This is a genomic window from Kitasatospora sp. NPDC101447, from assembly GCF_044767225.1.
GTDB lineage: Bacteria > Actinomycetota > Actinomycetes > Streptomycetales > Streptomycetaceae > Kitasatospora.
In genome coordinates, this window is the sequence record NZ_JBIWNL010000008.1 from 126,972 (window position 1) to 145,977 (window position 19,006).

21 protein-coding genes are annotated in these 19,006 nt (G+C 73.2%); 9 read left to right on the forward strand and 12 right to left on the reverse strand.

Features of this window, described 5'->3' with window-relative positions; all coding sequences use genetic code 11:
- Positions 1–2 precede the first annotated feature (2 nt).
- Positions 3–758, forward strand: coding sequence for a hypothetical protein (locus ACIRST_RS14635; protein WP_350524156.1), 756 nt, complete (start codon positions 3–5; stop codon positions 756–758).
- Positions 759–1,200: 442 nt separating this feature from the next.
- On the opposite strand, the gene ACIRST_RS14640 is transcribed toward ACIRST_RS14635, so the two are convergent.
- Entirely contained in the window at positions 1,201–1,497 is a 297-nt protein-coding gene (locus tag ACIRST_RS14640; RefSeq protein ID WP_350524155.1) for an antibiotic biosynthesis monooxygenase, read from the reverse strand.
- A gap of 147 nt (positions 1,498–1,644) precedes the next feature.
- On the opposite strand from ACIRST_RS14640, the gene ACIRST_RS14645 reads away from it, so the two are divergent.
- Positions 1,645–2,619 carry a helix-turn-helix domain-containing protein gene (locus tag ACIRST_RS14645; RefSeq protein WP_350524154.1) on the forward strand — a complete coding sequence of 325 codons (975 nt, stop codon included), beginning with the start codon at positions 1,645–1,647 and terminating at the stop codon, positions 2,617–2,619.
- A 407-nt stretch (positions 2,620–3,026) separates the two neighbouring features.
- Here ACIRST_RS14645 and ACIRST_RS14650 read toward each other — a convergent pair whose 3' ends face one another.
- The 4 genes from ACIRST_RS14650 to ACIRST_RS14665 form a co-directional block, all read right to left on the reverse strand.
- Positions 3,027–3,701 carry an alpha/beta fold hydrolase gene (locus ACIRST_RS14650; RefSeq protein WP_402802567.1) on the reverse strand — a complete coding sequence of 225 codons (675 nt, stop codon included), beginning with the start codon at positions 3,699–3,701 and terminating at the stop codon, positions 3,027–3,029.
- Between the two features lie 176 nt (positions 3,702–3,877).
- A complete protein-coding gene (locus ACIRST_RS14655) occupies positions 3,878–4,558 on the reverse strand; it encodes a hypothetical protein (protein WP_402802568.1) in 681 nt (226 codons plus the stop codon).
- A gap of 234 nt (positions 4,559–4,792) precedes the next feature.
- A complete protein-coding gene (locus ACIRST_RS14660) occupies positions 4,793–5,485 on the reverse strand; it encodes a fasciclin domain-containing protein (RefSeq protein WP_402802570.1) in 693 nt (230 codons plus the stop codon).
- A 118-nt stretch (positions 5,486–5,603) separates the two neighbouring features.
- A complete protein-coding gene (locus ACIRST_RS14665; RefSeq protein WP_402802571.1) occupies positions 5,604–7,220 on the reverse strand; it encodes a molybdopterin-dependent oxidoreductase in 1,617 nt (538 codons plus the stop codon).
- A 416-nt stretch (positions 7,221–7,636) separates the two neighbouring features.
- Between ACIRST_RS14665 and ACIRST_RS14670 the strand changes: the two genes are divergently transcribed.
- On the forward strand, positions 7,637–8,221 hold the full coding sequence (locus tag ACIRST_RS14670) for a sigma-70 family RNA polymerase sigma factor (protein ID WP_402802572.1): 585 nt from the start codon (positions 7,637–7,639) through the stop codon (positions 8,219–8,221).
- Entirely contained in the window at positions 8,218–8,964 is a 747-nt protein-coding gene (locus ACIRST_RS14675) for an anti-sigma factor domain-containing protein (protein WP_402802573.1), read from the forward strand. The genes ACIRST_RS14670 and ACIRST_RS14675 overlap by 4 nt, the downstream gene beginning before the upstream one ends.
- Positions 8,965–9,162: 198 nt before the next feature.
- Here the strand turns inward: ACIRST_RS14675 and ACIRST_RS14680 are convergent, their stop codons facing one another.
- Both ACIRST_RS14680 and ACIRST_RS14685 read right to left on the reverse strand, forming a co-directional pair.
- Positions 9,163–9,618, reverse strand: a complete 456-nt coding sequence (locus ACIRST_RS14680; protein WP_402802575.1) for a DUF4265 domain-containing protein — start codon at positions 9,616–9,618, stop codon at positions 9,163–9,165.
- A gap of 230 nt (positions 9,619–9,848) precedes the next feature.
- Positions 9,849–10,247 (reverse strand): VOC family protein, encoded by a 399-nt coding sequence (locus ACIRST_RS14685; RefSeq protein ID WP_350524152.1) that lies wholly within the window; start codon positions 10,245–10,247, stop codon positions 9,849–9,851.
- Positions 10,248–10,351: 104 nt separating this feature from the next.
- On the opposite strand from ACIRST_RS14685, the gene ACIRST_RS14690 reads away from it, so the two are divergent.
- Together ACIRST_RS14690 and ACIRST_RS14695 are read left to right on the forward strand one after the other, a co-directional pair.
- Positions 10,352–11,368 carry a helix-turn-helix transcriptional regulator gene (locus ACIRST_RS14690; RefSeq protein WP_402802576.1) on the forward strand — a complete coding sequence of 339 codons (1,017 nt, stop codon included), beginning with the start codon at positions 10,352–10,354 and terminating at the stop codon, positions 11,366–11,368.
- Between the two features lie 79 nt (positions 11,369–11,447).
- Positions 11,448–11,585 (forward strand): hypothetical protein, encoded by a 138-nt coding sequence (locus ACIRST_RS14695; protein ID WP_402802577.1) that lies wholly within the window; start codon positions 11,448–11,450, stop codon positions 11,583–11,585.
- Positions 11,586–11,651: 66 nt separating this feature from the next.
- Here the strand turns inward: ACIRST_RS14695 and ACIRST_RS14700 are convergent, their stop codons facing one another.
- Positions 11,652–12,371 (reverse strand): hypothetical protein, encoded by a 720-nt coding sequence (locus ACIRST_RS14700; RefSeq protein ID WP_402802578.1) that lies wholly within the window; start codon positions 12,369–12,371, stop codon positions 11,652–11,654.
- Positions 12,372–12,758: 387 nt separating this feature from the next.
- Between ACIRST_RS14700 and ACIRST_RS14705 the strand changes: the two genes are divergently transcribed.
- The gene (locus ACIRST_RS14705; protein WP_402802579.1) at positions 12,759–13,481 is read left to right on the forward strand and encodes an SDR family oxidoreductase; all 723 of its coding nucleotides are present in this window, start codon (positions 12,759–12,761) and stop codon (positions 13,479–13,481) included.
- 75 nt (positions 13,482–13,556) lie between these two features.
- Here the strand turns inward: ACIRST_RS14705 and ACIRST_RS14710 are convergent, their stop codons facing one another.
- The 3 genes from ACIRST_RS14710 to ACIRST_RS14720 form a co-directional block, all read right to left on the reverse strand.
- The gene (locus tag ACIRST_RS14710) at positions 13,557–14,162 is read right to left on the reverse strand and encodes a 2'-5' RNA ligase family protein (protein ID WP_402802580.1); all 606 of its coding nucleotides are present in this window, start codon (positions 14,160–14,162) and stop codon (positions 13,557–13,559) included.
- A 91-nt stretch (positions 14,163–14,253) separates the two neighbouring features.
- Positions 14,254–14,667: an SsgA family sporulation/cell division regulator gene (locus ACIRST_RS14715; protein ID WP_350524190.1), complete on the reverse strand. Its 414-nt coding sequence runs from the start codon at positions 14,665–14,667 to the stop codon at positions 14,254–14,256.
- A 308-nt stretch (positions 14,668–14,975) separates the two neighbouring features.
- Positions 14,976–15,758, reverse strand: coding sequence for an RNA polymerase sigma factor (locus tag ACIRST_RS14720; RefSeq protein ID WP_402802581.1), 783 nt, complete (start codon positions 15,756–15,758; stop codon positions 14,976–14,978).
- A gap of 296 nt (positions 15,759–16,054) precedes the next feature.
- Here ACIRST_RS14720 and ACIRST_RS14725 point away from each other — a divergent pair, with 296 nt between their 5' ends.
- Entirely contained in the window at positions 16,055–16,324 is a 270-nt protein-coding gene (locus tag ACIRST_RS14725; RefSeq protein ID WP_402802583.1) for a hypothetical protein, read from the forward strand.
- A gap of 207 nt (positions 16,325–16,531) precedes the next feature.
- On the forward strand, positions 16,532–18,124 hold the full coding sequence (locus ACIRST_RS14730; protein ID WP_402802584.1) for an amino acid permease: 1,593 nt from the start codon (positions 16,532–16,534) through the stop codon (positions 18,122–18,124).
- On the opposite strand, the gene ACIRST_RS14735 is transcribed toward ACIRST_RS14730, so the two are convergent.
- Positions 18,075–18,749 carry a TetR/AcrR family transcriptional regulator gene (locus tag ACIRST_RS14735; RefSeq protein ID WP_402802586.1) on the reverse strand — a complete coding sequence of 225 codons (675 nt, stop codon included), beginning with the start codon at positions 18,747–18,749 and terminating at the stop codon, positions 18,075–18,077. The two genes, ACIRST_RS14730 and ACIRST_RS14735, sit on opposite strands and share 50 nt — an antisense overlap.
- Positions 18,750–19,006: the final 257 nt, after the last annotated feature.

Below are 19,006 nucleotides of genomic sequence, written 5' to 3' on the forward strand. Positions count from 1 at the left end.
CCATGTCCCGAGAGATCATCACCGCCTGCCTGCCCCCGACCGACCCCGCCGACGTCATGGAGGCGCTCGCCGCCGCGATGGCGCCGTTCTGGAACGACGCCGAGATCCCGCCGGGCGGCGTCTGGCAGGGCGAATGGCAGTGGTGGCACATCTACGGCGGGTACAGAGCGGACGGCTTCGCGGTCCGCGCCGGACACGAGGCCGATCCGCGGCTGATCCGCAACCCGTTCGAGCTCGACGGCCGACCGCGCCCGCCGCAGCCGGCCGGGCGCTGCGACGGCGGGCCGCGCGGCCTGCTCGACCTGGATGTCGACCGCGCGCCCGTGGCGGACCAGGCCGGCGCCGACTGGGACCGCTGGGTCGCCTTCAGTGCCGGCTTCGAGCCCGCGCTGACCCTGAGTGCCATGAACGAGCGGGCCTGCGACGGTGCGACGGCCTGGGCCGCGTACCGCGAGCAGCCGGTCGTCCGGGCCGCGGTCGCCCTGTGGGCGAGCGACGAGCGAGCCCGCCGGTGGACCGGCATGTCCGATCCGGTCGGCCACTACGCCCACACCCGTGAGCAGTTCGTCCGCCGCACGGTCGCCCGCGCGGTGACGCCCGGCGTGCTGCTCACCCTGGACGGCGAGTGGATCGACGGCACCGGCTCGTCGTCCGACCCCGAAGTCCTCGTCGGTGCGCGGTACTTCGACTTCGCCGACCGCTATCTCGACGAACTCGCCGAGGATGCCCTCGCGATCCGCGTCCGCTTCCACACGTGACGAGCCCGCCCCCACCGCGGTCCCGACTCCCTTGCGAGCGCTCGCCGGAACCACCGCGTGCAGATCGGTGCTCGTCGGGCACGGCGCCCGGGCCGGGCACGATGGGGCGCGACCTGTTCGGATCCGTGGCCCTGTGGTGGCGGATGACGGCCGCGATGATGCTCCCCGTGGTCACGCCCGTCCGCTCGTCGTACCTGCGGACACAGCGTGCCCACCCGGTGCCCACGCGACGGGTTGGACGCGAGCAGCCGCAGCACCCTCGCGGGTCGCAGAGGGTCCTCGCCGCGTCCGCGGGGTCAGCCACCTCCTGCCGGTGCCTTGGCAGGACCGTCAGGGGGTCCGAGCTGCCGACGGTCGCGAATCACGGGCGGCGCCGTCGCGGGGTCCGGGCTCCCCGGGACGGCGCCGGTGCCGGGCGGGTGGGACCGCGGCCGGGGAAGGGCTACTTGACCGCGAGGATGTCGATCAGGCGGATGTCGGGGTCGGCGGCAAGGAGGTCCGGACCGACCTGGGCGAGGGCGGCGGGGATGCGGCCGGTCAGGTGGGCCTGGCGGCCGGCGTCGTCGGCGAAGGCGTCGAAGATGCCGAAGGTGGAGCTGTCGACCTGGAAGGCGTACCAGACCTGGGTCCGGCCCTCCTCGGCGGCGATGTCCCGCGCGGTGTCCAGCAGGGCGGCCACCTCGGCCTCCTTGCCGGGCTTGGCGGTGAGCAGGGCCAGTACACCCAGCTTGAGCGTCATCGGGGGTCTCCCTCGTGTCGTGACGGGCCCTGTGTGATGGGCCCGGTTCGGCCGGACGCATCCCGCGTTCCGGCTCGAATTACAAGCTATGGGGCCGAAAACCGACCCGCGAGTGGCGGAAACGACACGTCGGTTACCGTTTCCGACATGCATATCGCCATGGTGGCCGTCGACGGCATCTTCGACTCCGGGCTCTCCGCCGTCCTCGACGTCCTCAACACGGCGAACGCGGTACGCCTTCAGAGCGAGGAGGCGCCGCCGTTCACGATGACCGTCGTCGGGGCGGGCACCGAGGTGCGCACCGGCAACAACCTCACCCTGGCGACCGTGCCCGCCGGGGAACTGCCGCACCAGCCCGATCTGCTGCTGATGCCCGCGGTCGGCTTCAAGACGCCCGACGGGGTGCTGACGGCCGTCCGATCATCCGCCAACGCCTGGGCACTGGAGCTCGGCGGGCGGCTGGCCGAAGCCGGCACTCCGGTCGGCGCGGCCTGCACCGGTACGTTCTTCCTGGCCGAGACCGGGGCACTCGACCGCCTGCGGGCCACCACCAGCTGGTGGCTGGGGCCGTCCTTCCGCAGCCGCTACCCGGGCGTGCTGCTGGACGAGTCCCGAACCCTCGTCCAGGACGGCCGGGCCACCACCGCCGGCGCCGCCTTCGCCCACATCGACCTCGCGCTGTGGGTGGTACGCCGCCACAGCCCGGAGCTGGCCGACAGCGTCGCCCGCTACCTGCTGATCGGTGACCGGCCCTCCCAGGCCGCCTTCGCCGTGCCGACGCTGCTGGCCCAGGCCGACCCGATGATGACCGCCTTCGAGCGCTGGGTGCGCGCCCGACTGGCCGACCCCCCGCCGCTCGCCGTCGCCGCCCGGGAGCTGGGCGTCAGCGAACGCACCCTGCAGCGCACCGCCCAGGCCGTACTCGGCATGACACCGCTGGACTTCGTCCAGGAGGTCCGCCTCGACGAGGCGACGTTCCTGCTGCGCACCACCGCACTGAGCGCCGAGGCGATCGCCACCAGGGTCGGCTACCGCAACGTCGGCACCCTGCGCGCACTGGTGCGGCGCAAGCGCGGCACCACGCTGGACGCGCTGCGCCAGGGCGGCTCGGGGGCCCGCTGACGGCAGTCGCGACACGGGTTCCCGGGCCGGCACTCCCCCGGGCAGCCGGCCTGCGCCGTAGCCGGGTCGCCAGGGTCTCCGCATCGGGCGGGCACGGACCTTCTCCTCCCGGCGCCCTCGGGCCGGCGCTCTCGGGCCGGCGCCATCTGCAAGGCGGTCGCGCGGTCGTCGGCCTGGTTCAGGGACACCGACTGGATGCAGCAGGACGTTGCCGCCACTCGCCATGTGTGCGAAGCGGATGCGGCAGCTGAGCCGGCCGGGGCCGGAAGCGGGGTCGGTGGAGATCACGACGGCACCCTGGTGCTGCCGGCATGCGCCCGAAGTGACGTTCGAGGGTTCCGCGTTCAGCGCTCGCCGGTGTTCGGGGGAGGCCCGGCAAGGGAGCGGCGTCGGTGGTGGCGACCCCGTCATCCCCTGCTGCTCGCGGCGGGCAGCAGGGGCACTCCGGTCAGTACCGACGCGACCGCCTCGACCGTGAGCCGGTGCCACATCGACGCGTTCCGCAGCATGGCGTGCCGCCCGCGCGGCATCGGGACCAGCTCCACACGTGCCCCGGCCGCCGCCGCTCGGCGCGCCAACGCGAACGACTCGACGGCCGAGGTCACGCGGTCGCGCCTGTCGTGAAGAACCACCAGACTCCGTCCGGCCAGCTGGTCGACGGGATCGCCGGGCGGGCACCAGGGCGCCAACGCCACCACGCCCCGCACCTGCGGACGGCCCGCCGCGGCGATCGCGGCGCGGCCTCCCATGGAATGGCCGATCAGGACGACCGGCAGCCCGGGAGCGAAGGAGGCCAGCTCCTCCAGGGCGCGGCCCGCGTCCTGGACGGGGTGGGCGTCCTGGCCGTTCCATCCGCGATACCGGTAGCGGACACGAGCCGTCAGCACCACGTCGCCGGGCAGTCGACGGCGCAGCGCGCGGGCGAAGGGCGTCATCCGGCGCGCCGGGAGGTCGAGCCTGGTCGGTGCCGTGCGGTCCTCGCTGCGTCCCCCGGGCAGGAGCAGGACTGCCACCCGCATTCGGGCCGGCACATGCAGGACCTCCAACGCGACGGGTGGCAGGGCGGTATGGGGGCCCCTCATCGAGTCCGGGTTCTCCTCGTACGAATCGGGCCGATCGGTCTGTGGCGCGTTCGGGCCGCTGCTGATCGCACACTGCCGGGGCCGGCCGGGACGGCAGTGCGGACACCGGTCGGACCGCCGTGGCCGTCCGCCGGACGGCAGGTGTCCGGTGGACGGACCGGTGGGGCGGGGGCCGTTCAGTGCAGGGGTCCGCAGAGGGCCGGTGCGGTGGCTTCCTGGGGGAAGGCGGGGTTGAGTTCGCTCGGGCCGAGGACGTTGTCGTAACGGCCGTTGCCGTTGTAGTCGATGCCGTGCACGACGACGACCGCGTTGTCCTGCCGGACCTGCTGGGCGACGTCGGAGGTGAGTTGGACGGTGCGGCTGTAGTGGAACGTACCGGTGGACGGGAAGCGGTCGACGGCCAGGGCGCTGCCGGGACTGGTGTCACCGGTGGTGGTCAGCGAGGTGCCGATGGGGCCGTAGGAGGGCAGACCGTCGGTCGTGCTGATGGCGCGGTGGCCGTTGTGGAGGCCCGCGTCGTCGGCGTCGGGGCACTCGCCGTTGCCCTTCTCGTGGATGTGCATGGCGTGCGGCGCGCCGTTGAGCAGGCCGGTGGCGCTGACGGTGATGCGGGCCGTGTTGTCGCTGTTGAGCACGACGGTGGCCGTACCGATGCCGTGGACGTGGTTGGTGGGGACGGGCAGCAGGATGGCCAGGGTGTGGACCGAACCCCGCGGGGCGAGGAAGGCCGAGGCGTGGAAGGGGGCCGATGCTCGGCCCTCGTCGCTGCCGGGGCCCTCGTGTGCGAAAGCCGGTGCGCCGCCTGCACCCAGCAGGACGGCGGCCAGGACGGGTGCTGCGAGATGTCGTACTTTCATGACGAATGGGTTCCTCGAAGGAGGGGCTTTGCGCGGCACGGGCGGCCGGCCGGTCCGGCGTGACGGGATCGTCCGTAGCGCGACCGCGCGCTTCCTACCAGGTGTTCGGGGGCATCCGGCCGCCGGTTTGGTGGGCACTGGACCCGACCTGCCGGGACCCGCGTGCGGAGTGGAGAGGAGCGGGTGCGGCCCGGCCGCCGCTCCCGGGCGAGCGGCGGCCGGGGTGCGTTCGTGTCAGGAGGCGGGCATGAGAACGGTGTCGACGACGTAGACGGTGGCGTTGGCGGTCCGGACGTTGCCGCACAGGACCTTGGCATTGCCGTTCACCGTGAAGTCCTCACCCGAGCCGGAGACCATGAGGTCGCCGCCCTGCAGGGTCCTGTGGCTGCCCGGGAGGGCGGACGGCGCGAGACGGTTCGGGGTCACGTGGTAGGTGAGGATCTTGGTGAGCTTGTCCTTGTCGGCGAGGACCGCGTCCAGAGTCGCCTTCGGGAGCTTGGCGAAGGCGTCGTCGGTCGGCGCGAAGACGGTGATGTTCTGCGCGGAGTTGAGCGTGTCGACCAGGCCGGCCTGCTTGATCGCGTTCACCAGCGTCGACAGCATCGGATTGTTCGACGCCGCGGTCGCCACCGGATCCTGGGCCATGCCGGCGAACGAACCCGCACCGTCCTTCGGCACCGCAGCACACGCCGCGCCGAACGGCCCGCCCGCCGTCTGCTCGGTGGGAGCGGGAGCGGGAGCGGTCGCAGCTGCGGTCGCGGCTGCCCCTGCGGCGGCGGCTGCGGCCTGCGAGCCGACGGCGGACGCGGAGGCCTTGTCCGCCACCGTACGGCTGCCGGCGCTGCTGCAGGCGCTCAGGCTCAGGGCCAGTGCCCCGACCGTCAGGACGGCGGCCGTGGACGAGCGGCGGATGCGGGTCAGCGACATGGGGTGTCTCCTCGAAGGCATGGTGGGCGAAATGGGGCTGTGGTCATCCGGGCGGGAGCGCGTCCGGCCCGGAACTTCGGGGGGCCGCTCGGTGCGGCGGCCCTCGGGACGGCGCAGGTCAGGTGACGGTCACGACGGTGCTGTGCCAGCCGGTCGCGCCGGCCGGGTAGGGGGCGGCGCGTTGCTCGGTCTGGACGGCGCCGGACGCGTCGGCGGCGCGGACCTCGATGCGGTGGGTGCCGGGAGTCGCGCCGCTCCAGGTATGGGTCCACTGGCGCCACAGGTCGGGTCCGGCGTCGGCGGCCGGCTGCGCCGTCTGCCAGGGCCCGCCGTCGACGCGCAGCTCGACGGCGGCGATCCCGCGGTGGGTGGCCCAGGCCGTGCCCGCCACGGTCACGTCGCCGGCGGGGACCCGGGCGAACGGGGCTGGGACCTCGATCCGGGAGGCGGTGCGGACCTCGCCGCGGCGGTCCCAGCCGCGGCGCACCCAGTACGGGTCGTAGGCGGCGAAGGTCGTGACGTTCAGGTCGACCAGCCACTTCGTGGCGGAGGTGTAGCCGTAGAAGCCGGGCACGACGGTGCGGCACGGGAACCCGTGCGCGACCGGCAGGACCTCGCCGTTCATCGCGACCGCGAGAAGGGCCCGGCGGCCGTCGAGGACCGACTCCAGCGGGGTTCCGATCGTCATGCCGTCCTGGGAGCGGCCGACCAGCTGGTCCGCCCCGGGTTTGACTCCGGCGCGGCGCAGCAGGGCGGGTAGCGAGGCGCCGAGCCAGCGGGTGGTGCCGACGTAGTGGCCGCCGACCTCGTTCGAGACGCACGACAGGGTGTGGTCGAGTTCTTCGAGCGGGAGGTGCAGGAGGTCGTCGAAGGTGAGCAGGAGGGGGTGGTCGACCATTCCGTGGATGCGCAGCGCCCAGTGGCGGGGGTCGATGCGGGGCAGGGTGAGTGCGGTGTCGACGCGGTAGAAGTCGCTGTTGGGCGTGGTGAAGGAGGACAGCCCGGGGACGGCGGGGTGAACGGCGGCCGGCAGCGGAGGGAGCGGTGTGGTCGGCGGTGGGAGGCGCACGGCTGCCCGCACGGCGACGATGTCGTTGCGGCTGTCGGAGAGTGCGCGGCCGCCGAATCCGGTCGACGCGGCGAACGCGATGGTTCCGCTGGTGGCCACCAGCAGGGTGCGCCGGCCCGTCACTCCTGCCGGCTGGTGAGCGGGTTCGCCCCCGTGACTCGTCGTGGCCGGCGAGCCCGGATGGTCCGCAGCGTCCGTGCGGGTGTCGGCGGTGGGGGGTGCGGTGGCCGCGCGCAGGAGACGGGCCAGGAGGAACAGCGTGCAGGCTCCGGCGACCCCGGCGGCGACCGCGGGTGCCGCGTCGACGAGCGTGGCACCGGGCCGCGAGAGCGCGGCCCGGACACCGACGCCGCCGAACAGGACGGGCACCGCTGCCCCGAGGACCGGCCGGTGAAGGGCCAGGAGTCCGGCGAGGACCGCGAGCAGCGCCATGGTCAGGTGGATCCCGCCGAGCAGGACCGGCTTGTCGTCGGTGCCGAACGTCCTGATCGCGTATTCCTTCAGGGGCGTGGGCGTCAGGTCGATCGCCGCCGAGCCGACGGCGTACACGGGGGCGGTGCCCGGACCGGTGAAGGCGGCGACCGCCTCGCCGACGCCGATCGCCGCCGCGGCAGCGGCGAGCCCGGTCACGGCGGCCGAGGCCGACCGGAACGTCCGGTCGCGCACGGGGCGCCGGGAGGTGGAAGTCTTCCGTGTCACATCGGCCGTTCGGCGCACCGGGGGCGCCGGATGGGCGGCGTTTCCCTCGTCACCCGATCGAGCGAGTCCCCCTGCGGAAAGCGGGGCCGGGCGTCGGCCGCCCCGGCGGCTGCCCCGGCGGCTGCCCCGGCGGCCGGCGTCACCGGTGCGGACGGGACGCTCCGGGCGGTCCCGGTGCTCGTCCGGATCGGAGCCGCGCCGCAGTGGACGGTGAGGTCGCGCTTCGGACCAATCCGCCGCGAACCCGGCTTCGAACCGACAAGTGTCACGACCGTTCGTTCGCCTCGGCCGGGCCCTCGCCCCGCCGACCTGGGAGGACCCCTGATGTCGTTCGTCCCGCTGCCCGCCCGGCTTCCCGGCCATCGGGAAGAGGAGCTGTCCCGATGAGCGCGGTCGTGCACCTCGCGGGCCCCGGCAGGCCCCGGCCCGATCTCAAGGAGCTACTGGGCAGGGTCGCCAAGGGCGACCGCGACGCCTTCAGCGGCGTGTACGACGTCGTTTCCGGTCCGGTACTCGGGCTGGTCCGGCGTGTGCTGCGTGACCCCGCGCAGTCCGAGGAGGTCGCCCAGGAGGTACTGCTGGAGGTGTGGCGCAAGGCCGCGCAGTACCAGCCCGAACGGGGCGAGGTGATGGCCTGGGTCCTGACCATCGCCCACCGCCGCGCGGTCGACCGGGTACGCGCCGCGCAGGCGGCCAGCGATCGGGAGAAGCGGATCGCCGCCGCGTCGCACACGCCGGCCTTCGACGAGGTCTGCGAACAGGTCGAGGGGCGCCTGGAGCGCGAACAGGTGCGGCGCTGCCTCAAGAGCCTCACCGAGCTGCAGCGCGAATCGTTGACCATGGCGTACTTCCGGGGCCTCACCTACCCGCAGGTGGCGGAGTTGCTCGGTGTTCCGCTGGGAACCGTCAAGACACGGATGCGCGACGGGCTGATCCGGATGCGCGACTGCCTGGGGGTGGGCGCATGAGCACCGCCGATCTGCACACGCTCACCGGCGCCTACGCCGCTCACGCCCTCGACCCCGACGAACGCGAGGACTTCGAGCGGCACCTGGAGCACTGCCAGGCCTGCTCGCTGGAGGTGGCCGAATTCACGGCCACCTTGGCCCGGCTCGGGGCGGCGGAGGCCGTGCCGGTCCCGGGTGAACTCAAGCACCGCGTGATGGCCGCCCTGGAGACCGTTCGTCAACAGCCTCCTCACGGGGCACAACCGACCGTTGCCGGGCACCGGGCGCGGCTGCGCAGGGCGTGGCCCCGGTTCGCCCTGGCGGCCTGCCTCGCGGTGGCCGTCGGCGCCGGTGGGCTCGCGGTGCAACAGCACCGGCAGGCGGATGAATCCCGTGCCCGGGCAACAGCGCTTCAGCAGCAACAGGACCACATCACCGGTCTTCTCACGGCCCCGGACGCCCGCACCACGAGCAGCAGGATCCCCGGCGGTGACGGGGTGGCGACGGTGGTGTGGTCGAGCAGCCGAAGCGAGGCCGGATTCCTGGCGTCCGGGATGCCGCCGCTGCCGGAGGGCACCACCTACGAGCTGTGGTTCGACGACAGCGGGACGATGCGGCCCGCCGGTCTGATGCCCGCCACCAGCGGAGCACTTCTGCTGAGCGGCCCCGTGAACGGGGCGCGCGGGGTGGGAGTGACCGTGGAACCGGCCGGCGGATCGGCGCATCCGACACGAACCCCGCTGGTGGTCCTTCCCTTCAGCTGATCATGCCCCCGTGCCACCGGCACGTACACACCCACTCACACTCGTCCTCGTCATCCTCGTAGGACATCCGATCACTTCCCCGGAACCGGTGGGTGACGGGGAGCGCGGACCGGCCGCGTCGACGATCCCGGCGGGTCAACGGCGCGACCGGTTCCCGGCCCGCTCGCACCCGGTCGGTGAACCGGGTCGAGGCGGCGCTCACTCGCCCTGGGTGTCGGCGCCGGCTTCCCAGGCGGCCGTGACGCAGCCCTCCTCCCAGTGCCACCAGCCCTTCGCCTCGCCGTGTTCGAGCAGCTTGCGAATCTGCTGGATGTCCGCTTCCGGCGGCACCTTCAGTGCGACCATCCCGAACTGTTCGATGCCTTCGCCGGTGGTACCGAGCCGGTGGAAGGTCTCCAGCACGGTCTGCCGGGCCGCCGCGGATCCTCCGTCCTTCCGGACGATCAACCGGATGGTGCAGTTCTCCGAGGGGTGAACGGTCTCCCCGGCCCAGCGCAGGCCGTCTTCGTCGACGTCGACGCGAATGACATCGCCGCTCGCGATGCCACGGACGAACCACGGGGTGTTGTCGAGGCGCACCGTTCCGTCGCCGAGGTCCACGGCCCACAGGCTCTCGACGCTTGCGGGCGGCCAGCCGTCCTCGTCGATCTCCATCCGGAAGTGGACCTTCACGTGGGCGTCGCTGATGTTCGTCACCGCGTCATCATCCACGGGGACCGGCGGGCAGGGAGCAGTGGGGCTGCGGGAAGCGATCGACCGGCCGTGATCCGACGGCCGCCGTGGGGCGCAGCCGGACGGTGGGACGACGGCGGGCCACGGGGGCGGCCCGCCCGCCGCATGTCGCGCCACGGCGGTGGCGCGGGGTGCGGCGGGCACAAGCGGCGTCAGCGTGCGAACTTCTCCTTGGCCGCCGGGGTGACGGGGGTGAAGAAGTTGACGAGGTTGCCGTCGGGGTCGCGGAACAGCAGCGACCGGTTGCCCCAGGGCATCGTGGTGGGCCCGGCGACGACGTCGGTGACGAAGCCGGTCAGGTCCCGGTGGACGCGGTCGACGTCGTCGACGAGGAACTCGGTGATCACGCTGTGGTTGTCCGCCGGGCGGGCGGAGCCCGGGGCGAACAGCGGGACGGTGCGGGTGCCGGCGATCGCGAGGGTGGCGCCCGCGGTCTTGAGCTCGGCGAAGTCCTCGGTTGCCCACGTCGCCTGCGCCCCGGTGGCCCGTTCGTAGAACTCGACGAGGCGCGCTACGTCGCTGGTGATGATGCGGATCGAGACGAATTCCATGGGGATCTCCTTGGCTGTACTGGAGGCGTGCACGTCGCAGACTAGGAGAAATAGTGGACAGAATCGGTCCTCTTTCAGCCCGGCATTCGCGCTATGTTGTGCGCATGTCCCGACCCACCGGCCGCGTGCTGACACTCCTGGAGCTGCTGCAGTCCGGCGGCACCCGTACGGTCGCGGAACTCGCCGACCGGCTCGGCGTCGAAGGGCGCACCGTGCGGCGGTACGTGGACCAGCTGATCGATCTGGACGTGCCCGTGGAATCGGTGCGCGGCCGGTACGGCGGGTACCGGCTCGCCCCCGGGTACCGGCTGCCCCCGCTCATGCTCAGCGACGACGAGGCCCTGGCCGTACTGCTCGGCCTGGTCGCCGGCCGCCGGGCCGGGCTGATGACGGCGCACCGCACGGCGAACGAGACGGCATCGGCCAAGATCCGGCGGGTGCTGCCCAGGCACACCGCCCGCCGGCTCGACGCACTCCTGGATTCCCTCGCCTTCACGGACCAGCCGGGCGATTCGGACACCCCGGACGCCGACGTCCTGCTCACCCTCGCCGATGCGGTCAGCAAGCGCCGCCCGGTGTCGATCCGTTACACCGACCGCGACGGACGGCGCAGCGAGCGCACGCTGCACGCGTACGGGATCGTCAACCATGCGGGCCGGTGGTACGTCACGGGCACGGACGTCCGGATCGGCGAGGACCGGACCTTCCGGCTCGACCGCATCGCGGACGCGCGGACCCTGCCCGGCGCGTTCGAAGCACCGCCGGGTCCCGATCCGGCACAGCGGGTGTTGTCGGGGTTCGCCACGGCCGAGTACCGGCACGAGGTGACCTTGCGGATCCACGGGACGGTCGAGCAGATCCGCGCCCGTCTTCCCGCCAGCGTCGCGACCCTGGCGGAGTACGGGCCTGCGGCGGGCGAGGACCCGGCAACCGAGCGCTGGCTGCGCGTCGAGCTGCGGGCGGAGCGGCTCGACTGGCTGCCGCCGGCACTCGCCGCACTCGACCGGCCGTTCGTCATCGAGCGCCCCGATGAACTACGTGACCTCGTCGTCGAGTTCGCCGATCGCCTCGCGTCCCGTGCCCGCGCCGAGCACGAGGTCGGGCGGGCTCCCGCTCCCTGATCCCGCTCCCTGATCCGATTCAGGCAGGCCGGGTGCGCGGGCGGTCGGCTATGCGGAGCTGAAGGCCGAACTCGCCCGGATGCTCCCGGCACTGGCGGCGCTGCGGACCGCCTCCGGCGGCACCAGCGCCCAGCAGTGCGTCACGGAGGCGCGCAGCCACGGGGCGCGTGCGCAGGCAGCGGCCGTCCGGGCCGCGCTCGGTCTCGCCGCCGAGTAGCGCCGGGGAAGGCGGCCCCGGCCCTACCGCGGCGCAGGGACCGATTCCGGTGCCCCGTCGCAGAGTTCAGGAAGTCGTCCGCGCGTCGGGCTGTCCGGGGTTCCCCGCGTCCTGTCCGGCCGTCGGGGACTGGTCGGCGGGTTGCGTGCCCTGGCGCCGTGGCCGTCGGGGGCCGGCGAGGGTGCGGTTGTCCGCGTAGTGCCAGATGTCCGCCCGCCGGTACCGGCGGCGCATGAACCCACTGGGGAGTTGTTCCTCCTGGGCGGGCTGCGGCCAGTTCCGCGGGGGCTTCTTGGGGTAGTGGGTGATGCTGGTGGGCTCGACGCCGAGGATGCGGGCGGCCTGGGAGAGGGTGACGAGGTCGTCGGGGTTGCCGGAGCGGTCGACGTCGAGTTCCCTGCGCTGGGCGCGCCGGCGGTAGTCGGCGTACCACGCGTCCCATTCCTCGGCGTCCCAGTAGGTCGTCTTCCGTATGGTCTTGACCGGTTCGGGGTGGCCGTTCTCCTCGCGCAGGGACCACATCCGGTCGAGGGTCCCCCGGGCCAGACCGTGCCTGGCAGCCAGCTCGGCGCGTGATTCCAGGTCTCGGGTGTCGCCCCGCTCCCGGTACCAGCGGTCCCACTCCTCGCGGTCCCAGACCAGTTCGCGGCCGACCGTGCCGACGGCCTCGGGGTGACCGGTCAGGCTGCGGTTGCGGTGCCACTTCTCCAACGGGGACAGGGTCATCCCGTACCTGTCCATCAGATCGCGCCGTGTGTAGACCTCACGGCCGTCCAGCGTCGTCACACCGTGCTCCTGGTTGCTCCGGGCCGGGCGCACCTGATGGCTCGGGGCGCCCGCGATGGGCTGCGTCGTTCCTGGAAGGGCTGCAAGGGCCTTCGGTCGGGAGGCGCACCGTGCGGGTCGGTGGCCTGCCGGCGTACTCCCACCGGCGCCGCCCGCTTCCCTCCCCGACATGAAGCCATTCGCCGTATCGAATACTGCCTGATTCCGCGGCGGTTCTCCAGACCCGAGTGGACGGGCGACGACAACCAGGCCTTCCTGCCCCGCCCTACGGTGTTCGACATCTCTGACGGTGGGACAGGGCCTCACGTCCGGCGAGGAGTCGCCGCCCTGAGCAGCGGCGAGGACCGTGGGCGGGATGATCCGCCTCCGGCGGGGAAGGGACCGGCCATGGACACCACCGGCATCCCCGCACCGATCTCCCTCGTCACCGGCGCCAACCGCGGCATCGGCCGCGAAACCGCACGCCAACTCGCCGAACTCGGGCACACCGTGCTGCTCTGCGCCCGCGACCCGAAGGCCGCCGAGGACGCCGCCGCCGACCTCTCCCACAGCCCCGGCGGGCGCGGCACCGTCCTGCCCCGCACCCTCGACGTCACCGACGCAGCCGGCGTCCGCGAACTCGCCCGCTCCGTCGAGGCCGAGTTCGGCCGCCTCGACGTCCTGATCAACAACGCCGCGACCAACTACGACACCGGGCGCCGCGCCGTCTCCGTCGACCTCGACGAGGTCCGCCGCACGATGGAGACCAACCTGTACGGCGCGTGGCAGGTGGCCCAGGCGTTCGTTCCGCTGCTCCGTCGCTCCGCCCACCCGCGGATCGTCAACGTCTCCAGCGAGAGCGGCTCGCTCGCCGCGATGGGCGGCGGGACCCCGTCGTACAGCGTCTCCAAGGCCGCTCTCAACGCCCTCACCCGCACTCTCGCCGGAGAGCTCCGCACCGACGGCGTCCTGGTCAACGCGGTCTGCCCCGGCTGGGTCGCCACCGACATGGGCGGCGCGGGCGGCGCTCCTGTCGCCACCGGCGCCGCCAGTGTCCTCTGGGCCGCCACCCTCCCGGACAACGGCCCCACCGGCGGCTTCTTCCGGCACGGCCGCCCCCTCGCCTGGTGAACCCCGCCCGCCCGGCGCCCCACGATGCGGTCGCGCGGGCCCGAGGCCCGGAAGCCGTGGCAGCCGCGGCAGCTGTCACATCTGCGGCAGTTCCGGCAGCTCCGGAAGTTGCCGGACCTCGCCCGTGCCCAGCTCGACCGTGAACCGGGCCCGCATCGGGCCGTCGCCCCGGCGGGAGAGGAGGGTGAGTTCGCCGACCCGTGCCGAGGTGGTGCCCAGGAGGGCGGCCAGTCGGGGCGCGAGCCGGCGAGGGTCCCGGGTCCGCCCCAGGGACAGGTGGGGTGTGAAGTCGCCCGCCCGTCCCCGGCAGCGGGGGAAGCGCTCCACCAGCGAGCCGTGGAGCGCCTGCCACGGGCCGGGGCCGTCGCCCGCCGGGTCGAGCCAGACCGTGGCGTCGTGGCGGTGGCGGAAATGACGTACTCCGTGCAGGCGCGCGGTGAACGGTTCGTGCTCGGCCGAGGCGGCGCCCAGCAGCGGGAGCGCGGGCCCGAAGTCCGCCTCCGGGACGAAACCGAACAGCACGTTGACGTGCGGCGGCCACCGGCGGATCTGCGGATCGTGCTCCTCCCGGATCCGCTGGACGGCCTGCCACAGGTCCGTCGGCGGCAACCAGGCGAGCGCCGTCCGGGGAGTCGGTCCCACGTCCAGGACGCCCGGCACCTCGATCGGGTGTCCGTCCACCCCTCCATGGTCACCCCTCCATGGTCACCGCTCCTGCGGGCCCGCGATCACCGTCTCGACCCACGGACGGGATCCCGACAACCGGTCGGGGTCAGTTCTCGGCGAGGATGTGGGACAGCTTCCCTTCGAAGTCGACGTGACGGTCTTCGGTGCCGGGCGGCACCGCGGCCTCCGTCCGCTTGAGGAACGACCGGAGCGCCCGCGCCGGGGCCTCCAGCAGGGCTTCTCCTTCCGGCGGGCTCAGCGCGATGCAGACCACCCCCTGCCCGTGGCTGCGTGACGGCCACACCCGGACGGCGCCGGTACCGGCGGGTCGCTGCAGCCCCTCCGCGAGGAGATCCCGGGCGAACACCCACTCCACGGTCTCGTCGGCGCCCGTGTGGAACGTGGCGTGCACGGCGTAGGGGTCGGCGGTGTCGTAGCGCAGGCCCGCGGGGACGGGCAGTGAGGACTTGTCGGACACGATGAGGCGCAGGTGCAGCTCGCAGCTGACCGTGGTGTTCACGAGCGGCACGTCCCGTGGAGCTGCCGAAGGACGTCGTGGCGCGCGCTTCGCCCAGACCGGCTTTCCGATCCCCGCTCGGTCACCCGGAGGGGAGGACTCCTCGACGCGCCGGCTTCCGGAACCGGCCGCCGCTTCCCGGGCCGCCGCACGGACCCGCTCGACGGTCGACGGCGGCAAGGGCCTGGCGAGAGCGGCTCGGACCTCGGGAGCGCCCAGGCTGGAGGCCTCCAGGAGCGCCGTGAACTCGTCGTCGCCGTAGTCGTCCGACACGTTGTGGTCGGTTCCCCCGGAAACGCCGCCGCGTTCGGTCATCGGACTCCCCCTTCCCCGAGTTCGAGCGTGCGGACCATGTCCCGCCAGTGACGACGTGCGCGGCTCAGTCGGCGCTCGACGGCTTTGGCCGAAGGGAGACCGACTCGTTGGGCGACCTCTTCATGGGTGTAGCCCAGGGACAGCCAGGCGATGATCTCTCGCATCTGCGGATCCGTGACGGCGGGAAGAATGCGCTGCAGTTCGTCGCGGGTGGCGGCGGCCTGATGGGGGTCGACCGCCCGCTGATCGGGAATCCCGGCGATCTCCTCGTCCTGGTCGGCCGGTGCGAGGCTCGCCCGCAGGGCCTGGCCTTGGACCCACTCGCGGTGCCACCGGCCGTAGACCTGCGGAAAGACGCGGATGACGGCATTCATGTAGTAGGTCGTCAAGGATGCGCCACCGTCCGGCTTCCACGTGCCACGAACCAGGCCGCGCTCCTTGAACAGGACGAACCCGGCGACGGCCGACTCCTCGGAGACCTGCTGCCGTTCGTCCCTGCACCACCCGGTCACGATCTTGTTGGCCGGCACCGGCCTCCCGGAGGCCTTCGCCAGGCGGAAGATCTCGCCGGAGAAGGTCCAGGAACCCATGACCTGGACGCCGTACTGCATCAGCTTCTCGGCGTAGCTCTCGAAGCGGGGGCCGGCGAAGCCGTGCGCGCGGAAATAGCGGACGAGTCCGGCGTCGGCCTGTCGGCGCCGGGCCCGGGCCCGGTCGTCCTCCAGGAGGGCCGCATCGGGCAGAGCGCTCTCCAGGTCTGCCGCCTGTGCGGCGGTCATGCCGCCGAGGGTGTCCGGGGCGGGCCCCTCGGCGCCTTCGCCGTCCGGAAGTTCGGCGGCAGGGTCCTCACATGACACACCGACTCCCACGTGTTCTTGCCGTCGAGGCGAGACCGCGTTGCCTCGCAGGAGGGGTATTAGGTGCCGCCCCGGGGCTTCCCCCCTTGCCGACCGAGACTTTCCCCTTGTGATCCGGGTCACACATCGAGGTCGGGGGGTGATCGTGCGGCAGCCCCCTACAGCTCCTTCGAGGCCGCCCGAGGGGACGGCCGCACCGGACACCGCGAGGAGCGCCCGTGAACACCCCCAGCACCGAAGCCCGCCCCCGCCTCCAGCCCCGCCCTCGCCTCCGCCCTCGTCTCCGGACGCGGGACGCCTCCGCCGGCCGGCGGCTGCCGCGGCCCGACCTGCGGTGGGCGCCGGTCTCCCCCGTCGCAACCGCGGCACTGATCGGCTCCAGGGCCCCGCACGACCACTACCTGATCGCCGCCGTTGTCCTGCTCACCATCACCGCCCAGGTCTGCGACACACTCAGGGCCATCCACGCCGTCAGGCCCGGGGCCTGACCCCAACGGCCGCAGGACGCCGAGCAGTTGTACGGAGCGTTGCCCGCCAGCACGGCCGGGGCCGAGCCCGCGCCGACTCCCCGACAGCCGTCCCGCACTCCGGTCGGCGGGTGTCCACGCTTCGATCGGACCGGTCCGAGGACTTGATCATGACGGGTGGTCGGGGACAGGATCTCCCCCGGTTGGATCACAACGGGGGGAGCCGAGATGCCGGACCGGTCGGTCAGTCGTGGGCTGAGACAGCGCCACATCGCCATGATCGCGTTGGGCGGTGCGATCGGAGCCGGGCTGTTCGTCGGCTCCGGTGTCGGGATCGCCGCGGCGGGGCCCGGGATCGTGGTGTCGTACGCGGTGGCCGGGGTTCTCACGGTGCTGGTCATGCGGATGCTCGGGGAGATGTCCGCCGCCCACCCCGGCTCCGGGTCGTTCGCCGCGCACGCCACCCGCGCCTGGGGGCCGTGGGCCGGGCTGCTGGCCGGCTGGATGTACTGGGCGCTGCTGGTGGTGAGCGTGGCCGCGGAGGCGATCGGGGCGTCCCGGATCGTGGCGGGATGGCTGCCGCAGGTGCCGGCCTGGGTGTGGGTGGCGGCGTTCATGGCGCTGTTCACCGGGACGAACCTGGCGGGTGTGCGGCACTTCGGTGAGCTGGAGTTCTGGTTCGCCGGGGTGAAGGTCGCCTCGATCTGCGCGTTCATCCTGCTCGGCGCCGCTGCCGCGCTCACCGGCCGGACACCTGCCGCGGAGAACCTGACCGCGCACGGCGGCCTGCTGCCGCACGGCTGGCACGGGGTCGCGGTGGGCACCATCGCGGCGGTGTTCGCGTACGGCGGGCTGGAGACGGTGACCATCGCCGCCGCCGAGTGCGAGGACCCGGTGGGCGCGGTGCGCCGGGCGGTGCGCACGGTGCTGTGGCGGGTGGCGCTGTTCTACATCGGCTCGATGGCGGTGATCGTCGCCGTGGTGCCGTGGGACGACCCCGCGGTCGCCGACGGCCCGTACGCGGCGGCGATCGGCCGGATCGGGGTGCCGGGCGCGGCGCAGCTGATGAACGCCGTCGTGCTGGTGGCCCTGCTGTCGGCGATGAACGCCAACATCTACGGCTCCTCGCGGATGCTGCACGCCCTCGCCGCCCGCGGCGACGCCCCGCGCCTGCTCACCCGCGGCGGCCGGCCGGCCGAACGCGGCGGCGGCTCGGCCGACGCGCCCGGCGCCTCCACCGCCCCGACCGGCACCGGCCGCGCCGTGCTCGCCTCGGCCGCGTTCGGCTTCGCGTCGGTGGTGCTCAGCCTGGTGTGGCCGCGGACCGTCTTCCCGTTCCTGCTGAACTCGATCGGAGCGGCGATCCTGGTGGTCTGGATCCTGATCGCCGCCTCCCACCTACGGCTTCACGGCCGACAGCGGCACACGGACGCGCAAGATCGGCACGGGCCGGAGCAGGAGTGCGAGCCGCAGCAGGAGCACGGGCCGCAGCCGGTGGCCCCGATGCGGGGCTTCCCTTACCTGGGCGGCTGCCTGGCGCTCGCGGCGATGGCCGGGGTGCTGGTGTTCATGCTGGTCGACCCGGGCAGCCGCAGCCAGGTGCTCTGCACCGGCGCGTGGACGGCGGTGCTGCTGCTGGTGGCCGGGCTGCGGCGGTGCCGTCGCCGGCCGGACGCCGGTCCGGCCGCGGTACCGACGGCCGCTGCTCCGACCGTGACGGGCGCCCCGACCGTGACGGGCGCTCCGGCCGCCGGGCCCGCCGTCGCCGTGGTCACTGCTCCCGTGCGTACCGCGCCAGGAACAGGTCGACCCCGGAGATGATCATCCGGTGCATCTCGGCCTCGTCCAGTTCGGCTTCCGGGCTGAACGTCCGCACCAGCTGCGGCACGCCCACGGTGCAGGCGACCAGCTGCTGCACGGCCAGCGCCGGGTCCTCCACCGCGAGCACTCCGCGGCGGTCCAGTTCGGCGAAGGCCTCGATCAGCGGGCCGTTGTTCATGTCGTAGCTGACCCGGTACCAGAGCTGGCCGAGCTGCGGGAAGCGGTCGATCTCGCCGATCACCAGTCGGCGCAGCGACATGATGTCGGGGCGCAGCAGGATGCGGGTCCAGTCGAGGGTGAGCGTGATCAGCGCGGAGCGCAGGTCGTCGGCCTCGGCGATGGTGGAGTTCCACGGCTTGAGGTCTTCGTAGGTGGTGGGCAGTATGCCGCCGATCACCGCAAGGAAGAGCCGTTCCTTGTTCCCGAAGTGCTTGTAGATGGTTGCCTTCGAGACGCCGGACCGCGCGGTGATGGCGTCCATCGAGGCGGCGGAGTAGCCCTCCTTGAGGAACTCGGCCAGCGCGGCGTCGATGATCGCCTGCCGGCGCCGCTGGGCGGCGTCGACCGGGCTCGGGATGATCGGGATGCCGAACTCGTCGATCGGCTGGGGGCTGTCGGCGGCCATCGGGGCGCTCCTCGGGGTACTCGGGGGAGACGGTACGGGCCAGTATAGGAAACTGAACGGTTCGGTCCTACGCCTGACGCCTGACGCCTGACGCCTGACGCCTGACGCCTGACGCCCGGCGCCTGACGCCCGGCGCCCGGCGCCCGGCCCGGACGCGAGCCGGCCGGCGCTCCGGCCGACGCTCCGGCCGGCGTGCGGGAGAACCGGCAGCACCCGGCCGGCATCCGGCCGGCCCCGGCGGCCCGGCGGCGCGCCCG

Bases quoted from the DNA above. Each gene is read 5' to 3' on its own strand.
- ACIRST_RS14655 (WP_402802568.1), bottom strand. From the start codon at position 4,558: ATGAAAGTACGACATCTCGCAGCACCCGTCCTGGCCGCCGTCCTGCTG.
- ACIRST_RS14675 (WP_402802573.1), top strand. From the start codon at position 8,218: ATGAGCACCGCCGATCTGCACACGCTCACCGGCGCCTACGCCGCTCAC.
- ACIRST_RS14640 (WP_350524155.1), bottom strand. From the start codon at position 1,497: ATGACGCTCAAGCTGGGTGTACTGGCCCTGCTCACCGCCAAGCCCGGC.
- ACIRST_RS14695 (WP_402802577.1), top strand. From the start codon at position 11,448: ATGCTCCCGGCACTGGCGGCGCTGCGGACCGCCTCCGGCGGCACCAGC.
- ACIRST_RS14735 (WP_402802586.1), bottom strand. From the start codon at position 18,749: ATGGCCGCCGACAGCCCCCAGCCGATCGACGAGTTCGGCATCCCGATC.
- ACIRST_RS14670 (WP_402802572.1), top strand. From the start codon at position 7,637: ATGAGCGCGGTCGTGCACCTCGCGGGCCCCGGCAGGCCCCGGCCCGAT.
- ACIRST_RS14730 (WP_402802584.1), top strand. From the start codon at position 16,532: ATGCCGGACCGGTCGGTCAGTCGTGGGCTGAGACAGCGCCACATCGCC.
- ACIRST_RS14645 (WP_350524154.1), top strand. From the start codon at position 1,645: ATGCATATCGCCATGGTGGCCGTCGACGGCATCTTCGACTCCGGGCTC.
- ACIRST_RS14660 (WP_402802570.1), bottom strand. From the start codon at position 5,485: ATGTCGCTGACCCGCATCCGCCGCTCGTCCACGGCCGCCGTCCTGACG.
- ACIRST_RS14635 (WP_350524156.1), top strand. From the start codon at position 3: ATGTCCCGAGAGATCATCACCGCCTGCCTGCCCCCGACCGACCCCGCC.
- ACIRST_RS14685 (WP_350524152.1), bottom strand. From the start codon at position 10,247: ATGGAATTCGTCTCGATCCGCATCATCACCAGCGACGTAGCGCGCCTC.
- ACIRST_RS14650 (WP_402802567.1), bottom strand. From the start codon at position 3,701: ATGAGGGGCCCCCATACCGCCCTGCCACCCGTCGCGTTGGAGGTCCTG.
- ACIRST_RS14705 (WP_402802579.1), top strand. From the start codon at position 12,759: ATGGACACCACCGGCATCCCCGCACCGATCTCCCTCGTCACCGGCGCC.
- ACIRST_RS14690 (WP_402802576.1), top strand. From the start codon at position 10,352: ATGTCCCGACCCACCGGCCGCGTGCTGACACTCCTGGAGCTGCTGCAG.
- ACIRST_RS14680 (WP_402802575.1), bottom strand. From the start codon at position 9,618: ATGGAGATCGACGAGGACGGCTGGCCGCCCGCAAGCGTCGAGAGCCTG.
- ACIRST_RS14720 (WP_402802581.1), bottom strand. From the start codon at position 15,758: ATGACCGCCGCACAGGCGGCAGACCTGGAGAGCGCTCTGCCCGATGCG.